This window comes from Ochrobactrum sp. SSR (assembly GCF_030067775.1).
In the GTDB taxonomy this organism is placed as follows: Bacteria; Pseudomonadota; Alphaproteobacteria; order Rhizobiales; family Rhizobiaceae; genus Brucella; species Brucella teleogrylli.
The window spans coordinates 1,004,909-1,018,019 of the sequence record NZ_CP125970.1 but is presented as its reverse complement, the minus strand read 5'-3'; the positions used below and the strand labels follow the sequence as shown (position 1 = coordinate 1,018,019).

The following is a 13,111-nucleotide window of genomic DNA, read 5'->3' as shown; positions in this document are numbered from 1 at the left end:
CGGTTTTCGCCGCGCGTTCCGTCATGACAGTCACCCGTCGCGCGGTTCTCGGATTCGCAGGCGCCCTTTTTGCGGCGCCTGCACTGCGTTCGGCCCATGCCGCGACGATGCGTTTTGCGGTGATCGACTGGGCCATGCTTGAGACCGCTCTGGCGATCGGCGCTGTGCCGGTGGCAGCGGCAGAACTGCGCCAATACAGGCAAATGCAGCTTGAGCCGGCGGTGCCGGAAAATGTCGCTGATCTTGGTCTGCGCGGAGCGCCCAATCTTGAGCTTCTGCGCATGATGGAACCGGATCTGATCGTCGCGTCCAATTTTTACGAATATCAGCGTGCAGCCTTCGAGCGCATCGCGCCGGTCTTCGCGCCGACTGTCTATAGCGCCGGTCAGCCGCCCTATGCGATGCTGGAAGAGGCGACGTTAAGTCTTGGGGAAAAGCTCGGTCTGGCTGCGGAAGCGCGCGCTTACGTCGCGACTGTTGCACGCGAGATTGCGGAGGCGCGGCAGCGCTTCGCTGCGATACCGGGACGGAAGGTCTTCGTCATCAGTCTGGGCGATGCCCGGCATTTTCGCGCTTTCGGGCGCGACAGCCTGTTTGGCGATGTGCTGGTTCGGCTCGGTTTTGAGAATGCGTGGACGCGCGATACAAGCTATTCAGCCGCGGCGCCGGTGGGGCTGGAGCAATTGGCCGAAACGCCGGACGCATCCATCGTGATCGTCGGCCCGACCGATCCTGAAACGCTTTATCGTCTGCCGCAAAATGCCTTGTGGAACGCGCTGCCCGCTATCCGTGAAAAGCGGGTTCTGTTTCTGCCGCCGCTCGATCATTTCGGCGGATTGCCTGCCGCGCGCCGCTTTGCCCAGCTTCTTCGTGAAAACTGGAAGAGCAGCCCATGACGGAGAAGAGTGTTGCAGGCATAAGGCCGCTGCTGTTCTGGGCGCTGCTCGCGCTTGTCGCGGCACTGATGGCCGCTTTCGAATTCACGCGGGCGCTGAATGCCCCTGCCGGTTCACCGGAACTGCTGGCGCTGCACCGGGTCATCGCGTTTGACACCGTCTTACCGCGCAATGCTATGGCCCTGATCTGTGGCGCAGGCCTTGGGCTTTCCGGCCTGCTGTTGCAGCAGGTTTTACGCAATCCGCTCGCCGAACCCTCGACGCTCGGCATTGCTGCCGGAGCGCAGCTCGCCATGACGGCGGGTATACTTTATCTGCCCGCAGCCTTCATCTTTCGAGAATGGCTGGCTTTGGCGGGCGGTCTGGCGGCGGTCAGTCTGGTGCTGGCGCTCAACTGGAAACGCTCGCTGGAACCCGCTTCTGTCATTCTCTGCGGAATGATCGTGTCGCTGACCGCAACGGCGGCAAGCACGGCGCTCATCCTCGCCAATGGCGAATATGTGTTCTCGCTGTTCGTCTGGGGCGGCGGTTCGCTGGAACAACAAAGCTGGGGGCCGGGCATTGCGCTCTCCCTGCGGGTTCTGATCGGCGGCGGGATTGCCTTCTTCCTGCTGCGCCCGTTGACATTGCTGGCGCTCGACAATGCCAATGCGCGCAGCCTCGGCCTGTCGCTGGCGGCAAGCCGCCTTCTGGTGATTGCCATTGCCGTCTGGCTGGCGGCAAGTATCACGGCAGAAGTCGGCATATTGGGCTTTGTCGGTCTGGTCGCTCCGACGCTGGCGCAGCTTTCCGGCGCGCGCCGTCTCAAGACAAAGCTGATCGCCGCGCCCGCCATTGGGGCAATTCTGCTCTGGTTGACCGATGGCTGCGTCAGCCTGTTGCAGGCCGTCACCGGCGACCGCCTGCCGGTGGGCGCTGCGACTGCATTGCTCGGCGGTCCGCTGCTGCTCTGGATGCTGCCGCGTCTGCGCATGTTTGAATGGCCGTCGGGCCAGAGCGAGGCCAGCGCTGTTCGCCTCAAGCGTACCGGCTTGTTCTTCGCCATTTTGCTGCTGCTTGTCCTGCTTGTGGCCGCCATCACGCTGGGTCTCGGCCGGGGGCAGGACGGTTTTGTCCTTGCCCGTGGTGAAGTGTTCGATGCGCTTTTCGACTGGCGCGTGCAAAGACTTGCTCTTGCGGGCCTATCGGGCGGCATGCTGGCATTGGCCGGAGCCATTCTCCAGCGCATGACGGGTAACACGCTCGCCAGCCCCGAAATTATGGGCGTCGGCCTTGGTGCTGGTGCGGGTTTGGCGGTGGTTCTCCTGCTTCCCGTCGCAAGCCTTTCCCTGCAATGGCTGGGCGCTTCCATCGGCTCGGTGCTGGCGCTGATCTTCATTCTGGCGATTGCCGCGCGCAGCGGTTTTGGTGCGGAAAAGCTGCTTCTGGCCGGTGTCGGCCTTGGCGCTATGGTCAGCTCCATTCTGACAGCCATCATTGCAACCGGCTCTCCACAAGCCTTTGTCCTGCTCGGCTGGTTGAGCGGTACCGGCACGCAGGCGACGCCTATGCAGCTTTGGCTGGCCGCTCTTGCGCTGGCTGCCAGTTTCACGATCCTGCTTGCTTTGTCGCGCTGGCTCGACATTCTGCCGCTTGGTTCGGTGACGATGCGCACCCTCGGTCTTTCGCTCGTCCTGCCGCGTCTTGTGATCGTGCTGATTGCAGCGCTTCTGACAGCGATTGCATCGATGATGGTGGGGCCGCTCTCGTTTGTCGGGCTGATCGCTCCGCATCTGGCGCGCAATTTCGGCCTGCATACGCCGAAGCGCTTCCTGACGGCATCCATGCTGATCGGCGCGCTGATGATGGTAAGCGCCGATTGGCTCGCGCGGATGGTGGCCTTTCCCTACAATCTGCCGCTTGGCCTGTTCGCCTCGCTTCTGGGTGGGGCCTGCTTCATCGCGCTGCTATCGCGGCGCGGGTAGCCTTTATGACGTGGCCTTCGCCGGGGCGGTTCTAAGCACGCGCCAGCCGAGAAGACTGAAGCCGATGGTCATCAGCGGATTGAGAATGTTGAAAAAGCAAAAGCCGAGATAGGCGGTGGTGCTGACCCCCAGCGCCGCAGCCATATAGGCGCCGCAACTGTTCCATGGGATCAGCGGAGACGTCACGGTTGCGCTGTCGCCAATCACGCGGGAAAGAAGTGCCGGTGCCAGTCCGCGATTGGCAAAAGCCTGCTTGAACATGCGCCCCGGCAGGGCAATGGAAATATACTGATCGGACGTGACGACATTCGACAGGACAGCGGTTCCTGCGACGGTCGAGATCAGACTGGCATCGGATTTCGCGCGATGGATCAACGGGTCGATCAGGCGATTGAGAATGCCTGCATGTTCGATTACCGCGCCAAAGGCGAGCGCCGTGATGATGAGCCAGATGGTCGTCATCATGCTCGCCATGCCACCCCGGCTGAGAATCATGTCGATATCGGGATCGCCGACGGAGCTCGTATAGCCGGTGGCAAGCGCCAGCCATGCGCCTTTCAATAGGGCGAGCGCACTGGGAAGTGCTGCATCATTGGCAAATGCGATCACCCGTTGTGGGTCCATGATGACGCCCTGGATAGCGCCTGCCAAAGCGCCGCTGAATATCGCCACGACCGGAGATACCCGCGCTACCGACAGCACGAAGACCAGCAGCAGGGGCAGGAAAGCCCAGAGCGAAACCTGAATCTGGCTGTCGATCTTTGTGAGAAGCGAGCTTGCGTCAAAATCGTTTTGCTCACCAAGAAAGCCGAACAGCACAATGGACAAAAGCAAAGCGGGGATCGAGGTCCAGAGGGATTCCCGGATGTGGTCGAATATTTCCGAACCGGCGGAGGCGGCCGCCAGATTGACCGTGTCGGAAAGCGGCGATGCCTTGTCGCCAAAATAAGCGCCGGAAATGACGGCGCCCGCTGTGATTGCGGGGGAAAGGTCCATATGAGCCGCGACACCCATAAGCCCGATGCCGATAGTGCCTGCGACGGTCCATGAACTGCCGATGCTGAAGGCCACCACCGCGCAGACAATGGTGGTCGTCGCGTAGAAATAATCGGGGTTGAGAAGCTTCAGCCCGTAATAGACCATGGACATGATCGTGCCGCTGAGCGCCCATGTGCCAATCAACGCGCCAACCGCCATCAGGATGAGAATGGCGGGCAAGCCGGTCGCGATCCCGTCAACAACGGCGGCGCGGACCGCGGCCCAGCTCGATCCGTTCTTATAGGCAACACCGGCGGCGATCAGCCCGCAGACCGCAAGGGCGATCTGGTTGGGGCCGGACGAGGCCGCATCACCAAACAGATAATAGGAAAGGGCGAGGAAAACGATAAGCGCAATACATGGAACAAGTGCATCCAGCATGGATGGAATATGACCGCCAGTGGTCGGCGCCGGTTCGTTTTCGCTCACCTTGTGGTCTCCCCTGATAGCGACTTTAGTAGATTAAACGCTGAAAACTCCGGTCTTCCCTCAAAGACCGGAGCTTCCAATATTTCATTCAATGCCAGGTCAGTTTTGAAAAGCCTGTACTGACAATGGTTCCTTTTTTGCCATCGACAATGCCGGGAATGTCGGCCAGCGCGCCGATGGCGGCGGATTTTCCGGTCGCCTTGGCAAAATTGCAGGCGGCATCCACCTTCGGTCCCATCGAACCTGCCGGAAACTGATAGTGCGAAAGGGATTCCGGGGTCGCTTCGTGGATGCCCTTTTGCGTCGGCTTACCCCAGTCGGTAAAGACCGCTTCGGCGTCGGTCGCCATGATGAAGAGGTCGGCGCCAAGTTCACGTGCGAGAAGCTCGCTCGCCAGATCCTTGTCGATGACGGCCTCCACGCCGCCAAGCGAGCGTTCCTTGCCTTTCTCATACATGGTGGGAATGCCGCCGCCGCCCGCGCAGATGAGAATGGTGTTCTTTTCAAGCAGCCATTTCAACGGGCGAATTTCGAAAATCCGCTTCGGAAGCGGCGAGGGCACAACCCGTCGCCACTTGTCGCCGTCCTGCTTGAAGGTCCAGCCTTTTTCGCCACGGATGCGGTCGGCATCGTCTTTGGAATAGACCGGGCCGACGAACTTGGTCGGGTTTTGGAAGCCGGGATCATCGCCATCCACCTCAACCATGGTAAGGACGGTTGCGATGGGAATGTCGAATGGCAGAACATTGCCAAGTTCCTGTTCCAGCATATAGCCGATCATGCCTTCCGTCTGGGCGCCAAGCACGTCCAGCGGATAGGCCTCGTCAGGCTTGTAGGCAGCGCCCTGCAAGGCAAGCAACCCCACCTGCGGACCATTGCCATGGGTGATGATGACCTGATGGTCCTTGGTGACCGGCGCGATGGCTTCGACAGCGGTGCGGATATTCCTGCGTTGCACCTCGGCTGTCATCGGCTCGCCGCGCCGTAAAAGGGCGTTGCCGCCCAATGCGATGACGATGCGCATTCTCAATCTCCAATCGTTGCCACAAGCAGGGCCTTGATGGTGTGCAGACGGTTCTCCGCCTGTTCGAATGCGATATTGGCGTGGGATTCGAAAACTTCGTCGGTCACTTCAAGACCGTCCGAGATGCCGAACTGATCGGCAATCTGCTTGCCCACGACGGTTTCGGTATCGTGGAAGGCTGGCAGGCAATGCATGAACTTCACCTGCGGATTGCCTGCGGCTTTCATCAGCGCAGCATTGACCTGATAGGGCTTCAGCAGCTTGATGCGTTCGGCCCAGACTTCCTTCGCTTCGCCCATCGACACCCAGACATCGGTGTGGATGAAGTCCACGTCCTTGACCGCCGCCTTGACGTCATCGGTGATGGTGACCTTTGCGCCCGATGCAGCGGCGAGGTCTTCTGCAATCTTGCGATATTCGTCAGCGGGCCACAGTTCTTTCGGTCCGCAGATGCGGACATCCATGCCCATCAGGCTGCCGACGATCAGAAGCGAATGACCCATATTGGACCGCGTGTCGCCGACATAGGCATATTTGATCTGGGGGATCGACTTGTCGCTGTGTTCCCACATGGTCAGCACGTCGGCCAGCATCTGTGTTGGATGATATTCATCGGTCAGGCCGTTATAGACCGGTACTCCGGCATATTTGGCCAGCGTTTCAACACCGCTCTGCGATGAGCCGCGATATTCGATAGCGTCATACATACGCCCCAACACACGCGCCGTGTCCTTGAAGGATTCCTTGTGGCCGATCTGGGATCCGGCAGGATCGAGATAGGTGACATTGGCGCCCTGATCCGAACAGGCGACCTCGAAGGCGCAGCGGGTGCGTGTGGAGGTCTTTTCAAAGATGAGGCAGATTTCCTTGCCTGACAGGTGCTTTTGCTCGGTGCGGGCATATTTGGCGCGCTTCAGATCGCGCGCTAGATCGAGCAGGAAGCGGAATTCGCGTGGCGTGTAATCCTGCACCGTGAGGAGGGAACGATTGCGCAGATTAAAGCTCATGATACGTCTCCAAAACTATATTATGTTGCGATGGAAGTCCGGTTCTCAGACCGGATCGCGCCATATGGGGCAGGTCATGCAATGCCCGCCGCCCCGACCACGGCCAAGCTCGGAACCGCGAATGGTGATGACTTCAACGCCCGCCTTGCGCAGCAGCGTGTTTGTGTAGGTGTTGCGGTCGTAGGAAACCACCACGCCGGGCTCCAGCGCGACGACATTGTTGCCGTCGTCCCACTGTTCGCGCTCGGCTTCGTAGGCGTTGCCGCCAGTTGCCACCGAGCGCAGTTTCTTCAGTCCCAGCGCTTCCGCCGTCACTTCCAGCAGGTGCTTTGTTTCGGGACGAACGGCTATTTTTCCGTCGTCGCCCGGATAAATGCTGAAGCAGCGAATCTGGTCCACGACTTCGCCAAAAATCGTAACGAGGTCGCGGTCGCAGAAACTAAACACCGTATCGAGATGCATGGCCGCACGGCTTTTCGGCATCACACAGGCGATGACGCGGGTGGCGGCATTGGCGGCAAACAGCGCTTCCGCCACCTGACCGACAGCCTGATAAGTTGTGCGTTCGCCCATGCCGATCAGCACAACGCCATTGCCGATGGGCATGACATCGCCGCCTTCCATCGTGGCGTTGCCGTGGTCGGTGTCGAAATCGCCCCACCAGATTTTGAAATCGCCGTCCTTGAATTCCGGATGATATTTGTAGATGGCGCGCTGGATCAGCGTTTCCGGCTGACGGGCTGGCCAGAACATCGGGTTCACGGTCACGCCGCCGTAAATCCAGCAGGATGAGTCGCGCTGGAACAACGTGTTGGGGATCGGCGGAATAATGAATTCCGTACCGCCCAGCACGTCCAGCATCAGTTCCTTGCCCCATATGTCCGGCAGGTCGGAAACGGCCACGCCGCCGATGAGAAACTGGGCCAGGTTTTTCGATGGCAGTTCATCCAGCCAGGGGCGCATGGAATTGGCGACATTGCGCCCGATCTGATTAGGCAGAATACGCCGGTCGAGAACGAATTGGCGTGCTTCCTTGTCGTCCAGCGTTTCGGCGAGCAGGTCCTGCATTTCCAGAACCTCAACGCCGCGCTCCCGCATTTTGAGCACGAAATCGAAATGGTCCTTCTGGGCCTCGTGCACCCAGATCACGTCATCGAACAGAAGGTCATGGCAATTGGCTGGCGTCAGTCGTTGATGGGCGAGCGATGGGCTGCAAACCATCACTGTGCGTAGCTTGCCGACTTCCGAATGCACTCCAAATTGTCTCATCTCGATGCTCCTGTTTGAAAGGGTGATCTGGGCGGGAAGATTTTCCGGTAGCCGGCAAAAGATCGTTCCCGTGGATGAATGCGTTAGAATGGTGTGATAACTCCCGTCCACATCAGATAGATGGCGACGAGGGCGAGCAGGGTTATGCCTGCCGCGATCCAAACTTCATGTCCCTCAAAGATCGGTTCTCCATGTTCCTTGCGGGCTTTCGCGTAAACCAGAATGCCGGGTGCGAAGAGCACCGTGCACATCAGGAGAAAGCTTAGTCCCGCCGCGTAGACGAGCCAGACGCCGTAGAGCGTCGCTATCAGGCTCACCCACAGGTCTCGCCGTCGCGACTTGCTGTTGGCGCCATATGTCTCGCCGCTGAGCGCGAGTTTCAGTGCAAAAGCGCCGGAAAACACATAAGGCGGCAGAATGGCGACCGATGCGATGAAGTAGAAGAACTGGTAGGCGCTTTCGGAAAAATAGGTCAGCAGCAGGAAGAACTGAATCGCGAGGTTCGTTGCCCAGAGCGCATTGGCTGGCGACCCGTTCTTGTTCTCGACCGCAAACCACTTTGGAAATGTGCCGTCGCGACCGCAGGAAAATGGGATTTCCGCGCAGAGCAGGGTCCAGGACAGGAAAGCCCCACCCACTGAAATCAGAAGGCCGATATTGATGAGCAGCGCGCCCCAATGACCGACAAGCGGCTCGAAGACGCCTGCCATGGAGGGCACTTTCAACCCGGCGAGTTCCGGCTGGCTCATCAGCCCGGTCGAGAGCAGCGATACCAGCACATAGATGCCGAGTGCGCCGAGAAAGCCGATCACGGTCGCGCGGCCCACATCCTTGCGGTTGGCGGCGCGGGCCGAATAGACGCTGGCGCCTTCAATGCCGATGAACACCCACAGCGTCACCAGCATCGTGCTTTTGATCTGGTGCGTAATGCTGCCAAGTGTGGCTTCCTCACCACGGCCCCAGAAATTGAAGGTGAACTTGTCCCAATGGAAAGCAACGATGGCGATCAGGATGAACAGCATCAGCGGCACAAGTTTGGCTATCGTCGTGACGATATTGACGAATGACGCCTGCTTGATGCCGTAGAGGACAAGCGTATGGATCAGCCAAAGGCAGATTGACGCGCCGATGATTGATGGCAGGTTGGAACCGTCGCCGAAAACTGGGAAAAAGAACGACAAGGCCGAGAAGATCGCCACCGCATAGGCAACATTGCCGAGAAAGGCGCTGAGCCAGTATCCCCAGGCGCTGTTGAAGCCGATAAACGATCCGAAACCGGCCTTAGCATAGGCGTAAGGTCCGGCATCGAGATCGGGACGACGATTGGCGAGCGACTGATAGACGCGCGCCAGCATCAACATGCCGATGCCGGTGATGATCCAGCCGATAATGATTGCGCCCGGCGATGCCGCGCGAGACATATCCGATGGCAGATTGAAGACGCCGCCGCCGATCATCGATCCCAACACAAGCGCAATCAAAGGAAACAATGTCAGTTTGTGCGGCTCTTTTTCTGCCGTGACTTGCCCACTCTGCGTATCGGCCATGCAATTCTCCAATCGTGCGCGATTATGAGCATGAAACGAAATTTCACAGACAATGATGTGATCGCTAATCTCACGTCATTGATCAAGATCAATGGTATAATTATTATTTATCAAATGCATAGATGCGGGTTTAGTAAGTGATATTAGCGTAAATAAAATAAAGTCAATAATTTTTTTAAATTAAAATAGATCGAATAGACCTAGTTTTGCTGTTAATCAGTTAAACATATTCAAAAATATTTCTCGTACTGCGCAGGATGCTTGATATATATTTAAATTACGCAAAACTCCTTGGACGCCAATGGCAGTTAAGCCATGCGCCGGTTGTGGTGGATCAATCTCTCTTTTTTAAAGAGCCGATGAGCCGCGAAGCGGTCCCGGCTCATTCTTCAATAAGGTTTGTTTTTCATGCGATCCCCGCGATACGCATTTGATCTACACCGCGACCAGATCCAAAGTTCGCTATTAAGCAAACGATAAATCAGGCCAAGCTAACGGAGAGCTATGGCAGAGCTGGATTTTATCAATATGGTTTTCTTTAAAAAAATTCCGGTGGTGCCGCGTTTCAAGGCCGGCCGCGCAAATGGGTTGCGCAGAGCGCCCACATTGCGGGGATGGCCGCCAGCGCAAGGGCGCCGACGATGGAAAAGAAGACGCCATAGCCGAAATACTGGGCGGCATAACCCGCCGCCACACCGCCCGCCATGCTGATCAGCGCATCCATGCATTGGAACAGCGTGAAATCCACTCCTGCCTGGCGCGGGTCAGACCACAGCATAAATTGCGCATAAAGCGCAACGAAACCCAGCGCTACCACACCGGATGAGCTGATAATCGCAACCGCGATCAATTGCACGCTGGCGGTCTTGTCGCCGGCATGTATGGCGAAAAACAGGAAGCACAGAGCCTGAAGCAAGAGCGCTACAGCCAGTATCTTGCGCATGCCGAAGGCGCGCACCAGACCGCCACCGGCAAGTGCTGCGGCAAGGCCGACAAACATGCTTCCGGCGCCGTTCAGCAATCCGACGGTGGTGAGGTCGAGACCGCTATCGATCAGGAAGGGTCCAAGCATTGCGAGCCCCGCCTTCTGTGCGATGACATAGACCGCTGCCGCCGCCAGTCCGCGCCGGATATCACGCCGCCGCAGTGCTGCCGCCAGCGACGGCACATGCGGGCGTGTTTCCGCGACAGAACCTTTGCGGGCGAAAAGCGCGAAGGGCAGGCCGAGCAGCACGAGGATCAGCGCCATTGTCCAGATGGCGATACGCCAGCCGAATGCACCGACGAGAACGAGAAACAATCCGGCGCCGATCGCCGAACCGAGATAGGCGCCGCCGACCTGTGCGGCATTGCCCCAACCGTAATTGTCTTCCGACAGGCTTTGCACGGCATAACCGTCGCAGGCGATATCGACGGTGGCCGTTGCAAAGGCGATCAGCATCAATATGCCGAGAAGCGGATAGATCTGTGATGGGTCGATAAGCCCGATGATCAGGAGGCCGATGACCGAGACAGCGCCGCCGCCCAGAATGATGGTTGCCGTTCGGGCGGCGCCGCTATGCGGCAGCCGGAAACGTTCCACTGCGGGCGCCCAGAGAAATTTGAGCGCCCATGGCAGTATGATCAGCGAAACGAGGCCGATGCGGTCGAGCGGCACGCCGCTGTCGCGCATGATGGCAGGCAAGCCTGACCAAGTGATGCCGCCAATGACGCTTTGCGCCACATAGAGCCCGCTGATCGTCAGGAACACGCGGGCTGGCGCGACGGTCGGTGACGGCTGGTCGGCCTGTTTCTGCATCGACGTCATCAGAAGCGATAGCGCAGGCTGCCGAATATCTGGCGGCCTTCCTGCTGGTAGCAATAGCCAGCGGTGCAGACCGGATCGCGATTGTCGAAGATGTTCTTCGCATTCACTTGCAGCTGCATGCCGTCGAGCTTCGGATTGCGATAGCTGAAGTCATAGGACAGCGCCGCATCCACCATGACACGCGAGTCGTTCTTGAAGGTGTTTTCGTCATCGCCATAGCTGGAGCTGACATAGCGCACACCGGAGCCAAAACCGAGGCCAGCCAGCACGCCGTTCTCGATCTTGTAATTGCCCCACAGCGACAGCACGTCATTGGGCGTGCCGGAAAGCTCGTTGCCTTCCGTACCTTCGGTGCCGCCTTCGATCTTCACGCGCAGATGGGTGTAGGACGCGATGATGCCGAGACCGTTATCGAGCGTGGCATTGGCTTCCAGTTCGAAGCCACGCGAGTTGAGATCGAGCTGGCGCTGCTTATTGCGATCTGCCGAGGCGACGAGGACAACACCGTCTTCCTGATCGATATCGAAGAAAGCGGCGCTCACTACGGCATTATAGCCGGGGATTTCGTATTTGACGCCGATTTCCTTTTGCGTGGCGATGGTCGGCTTGGCGACATGTTTGTCGTCGCTGGCGATATCGTCATAGACGAAGCCGATATTGGGCGAGAACGAGGTGGAATAGTTCACATAGGGGATGAAGCCCCATTCCGTCTTGTAGGCTGCGCCGACGCGACCGGAGAAGGCGCTGTCCTTCTGTTCGCTTTCCGAATAATCCACATCGGTGGTGTTGGTTTTCACCCAGTCATAACGGCCGCTGCCGAACAGGGTGAAATTATCCCATTCGATCTGGTCATGGGCATAAATGCCGACCTGATTCATCTTCTGCCCGCCATAATAGGGCACGTCCTGGGCCCGCATGTCCTCGACGGACACATAGGACAGGCCGCTATAGGCGTTATAATCCGACCAGCCATAATCGATGCCAGCAATGGCCTTATGGGTCATCGGGCCGGTGTCGAAATCGAACTGCGCCATCGTATCGACGACAAAATTCTTCATCCGCTCGGTGTAATGGCCCCAGTAGCGTGACAGGTCTGTGCTGCCTGCTGTCGTGTAATGGCCGCTATATTCGAGATCGGCATCGACATCGCTGTAACGCAGGTTCTGGCGGATGGTCAGCAGGTCGTTGAAGCGATGTTCGAACTCATAGCCGATGCGGCCCTGGTTCTGAACGAAGTCGTTATAGGCAGGGTCGCCCTCATAAATATCCGAAACCTCGCCATAGGACGGATTGTAGAAGGCCGCCGTTCCACCGGTCTTGGAGCGGGAAAACTCGCTTAGAACCGTGAATTTCGTGTCTTCGTCCGGCTTCAGCGTGAAGGCTGGCGCGATGTAATATTTGTCGTCGGGATAGCCGGGCAGTTCGGTATCGCTTATGCGGCCAAGGCCGGTGATGCGATAGAGGAAGGTCTTCTCGTCATTGGCGGGGCCGGATACGTCGAAGGCAGCCTGATACCGATTATGGTTGCCGAACAGCAGTTCCACTTCGCGGAAATCTTCGTCCTTCGGGCGCTTTGTGACGACATTGACGATGCCGCCGGGGCCGCTGACGCCATAGAGCGACGAGGCCGGGCCTTTCAGCACCGTGATACCTTCAATGCCGTAAGGTTCCGCCTTCAGCCATGCGGAAGGGCCGTTCATGACGCGGAGGCCGTCGCGGAACATGCCGTTGTAATAAGCGGGAAAACCGCGCAGGTAGAACGCGTCATAGCGCGTATCGAAACCGTAATTGTTGGGATTGGCGCTTGCCGTATAGCTCAGCGCATCGTTGAGCGTGTTCGGCTTCTGGTCTTCCATCTGGCGCTGCGTGACGACGGAAATCGACTGCGGAATCCGGGCGATTTCCGTGTCGATCTTGGTGCCGTCGCGATCCTTCTTGGCGACATAGCCATCCTGCACCAGCGTATCGTTGCTCTGCGACTCGATGGTCACGGTGTTGAGCACCAGAGGCTGCGAGGCGTCCTGCGCAAAAACGATGGCAGTGGAGGCGAGAAGGGTGGAACTGGCGAGTGCAAAGCGTAGCGGGAGGCGGAGAGCAGGAGTCGGCATGGATGTCCCTCGAACAACGATC

The 13,111-nt window shown here is 58.4% G+C and carries 9 protein-coding genes; 2 read left to right on the top strand and 7 right to left on the bottom strand.

Annotated elements, in window-relative coordinates; translation table 11 throughout:
* Positions 1 to 23 precede the first annotated feature (23 nt).
* Together QLQ11_RS16240 and fhuB are read left to right on the top strand one after the other, a co-directional pair.
* Complete coding sequence (locus QLQ11_RS16240; RefSeq protein ID WP_235859047.1) at positions 24 to 896, top strand: iron-siderophore ABC transporter substrate-binding protein; 873 nt, start codon at positions 24 to 26, stop codon at positions 894 to 896.
* On the top strand, positions 893 to 2,860 hold the full coding sequence (gene fhuB, locus QLQ11_RS16235) for a Fe(3+)-hydroxamate ABC transporter permease FhuB (protein WP_109366955.1): 1,968 nt from the start codon (positions 893 to 895) through the stop codon (positions 2,858 to 2,860). Before QLQ11_RS16240 ends, fhuB begins: the two co-directional genes overlap by 4 nt.
* Before the next feature lie 3 nt (positions 2,861 to 2,863).
* Here fhuB and QLQ11_RS16230 read toward each other — a convergent pair whose 3' ends face one another.
* The 7 genes from QLQ11_RS16230 to QLQ11_RS16200 form a co-directional block, all read right to left on the bottom strand.
* Entirely contained in the window at positions 2,864 to 4,327 is a 1,464-nt protein-coding gene (locus tag QLQ11_RS16230; protein WP_209446017.1) for a Na+/H+ antiporter NhaC family protein, read from the bottom strand.
* A gap of 88 nt (positions 4,328 to 4,415) precedes the next feature.
* Positions 4,416 to 5,351 carry a carbamate kinase gene (gene arcC / locus QLQ11_RS16225; RefSeq protein ID WP_109366956.1) on the bottom strand — a complete coding sequence of 312 codons (936 nt, stop codon included), beginning with the start codon at positions 5,349 to 5,351 and terminating at the stop codon, positions 4,416 to 4,418.
* A 2-nt stretch (positions 5,352 to 5,353) separates the two neighbouring features.
* Complete coding sequence (locus tag QLQ11_RS16220; protein WP_109366957.1) at positions 5,354 to 6,358, bottom strand: ornithine carbamoyltransferase; 1,005 nt, start codon at positions 6,356 to 6,358, stop codon at positions 5,354 to 5,356.
* A 45-nt stretch (positions 6,359 to 6,403) separates the two neighbouring features.
* Entirely contained in the window at positions 6,404 to 7,627 is a 1,224-nt protein-coding gene (arcA, locus tag QLQ11_RS16215; protein WP_109366958.1) for an arginine deiminase, read from the bottom strand.
* 83 nt (positions 7,628 to 7,710) lie between these two features.
* Positions 7,711 to 9,174, bottom strand: a complete 1,464-nt coding sequence (arcD, locus tag QLQ11_RS16210) for an arginine-ornithine antiporter (RefSeq protein WP_109366959.1) — start codon at positions 9,172 to 9,174, stop codon at positions 7,711 to 7,713.
* 565 nt (positions 9,175 to 9,739) lie between these two features.
* A complete protein-coding gene (locus tag QLQ11_RS16205; protein ID WP_371831099.1) occupies positions 9,740 to 10,981 on the bottom strand; it encodes an MFS transporter in 1,242 nt (413 codons plus the stop codon).
* The gene (locus tag QLQ11_RS16200; protein WP_109366960.1) at positions 10,981 to 13,089 is read right to left on the bottom strand and encodes a TonB-dependent siderophore receptor; all 2,109 of its coding nucleotides are present in this window, start codon (positions 13,087 to 13,089) and stop codon (positions 10,981 to 10,983) included. Before QLQ11_RS16200 ends, QLQ11_RS16205 begins: the two co-directional genes overlap by 1 nt.
* Positions 13,090 to 13,111 lie beyond the last annotated feature (22 nt).

Coding starts and splice junctions, on each gene's coding strand:
- QLQ11_RS16240 (WP_235859047.1), top strand. CDS start 24: ATGACAGTCACCCGTCGCGCGGTTCTCGGATTCGCAGGCGCCCTTTTT.
- QLQ11_RS16205 (WP_371831099.1), bottom strand. CDS start 10,981: ATGACGTCGATGCAGAAACAGGCCGACCAGCCGTCACCGACCGTCGCG.
- QLQ11_RS16220 (WP_109366957.1), bottom strand. CDS start 6,358: ATGAGCTTTAATCTGCGCAATCGTTCCCTCCTCACGGTGCAGGATTAC.
- arcD (WP_109366959.1), bottom strand. CDS start 9,174: ATGGCCGATACGCAGAGTGGGCAAGTCACGGCAGAAAAAGAGCCGCAC.
- arcC (WP_109366956.1), bottom strand. CDS start 5,351: ATGCGCATCGTCATCGCATTGGGCGGCAACGCCCTTTTACGGCGCGGC.
- QLQ11_RS16200 (WP_109366960.1), bottom strand. CDS start 13,089: ATGCCGACTCCTGCTCTCCGCCTCCCGCTACGCTTTGCACTCGCCAGT.
- arcA (WP_109366958.1), bottom strand. CDS start 7,627: ATGAGACAATTTGGAGTGCATTCGGAAGTCGGCAAGCTACGCACAGTG.
- fhuB (WP_109366955.1), top strand. CDS start 893: ATGACGGAGAAGAGTGTTGCAGGCATAAGGCCGCTGCTGTTCTGGGCG.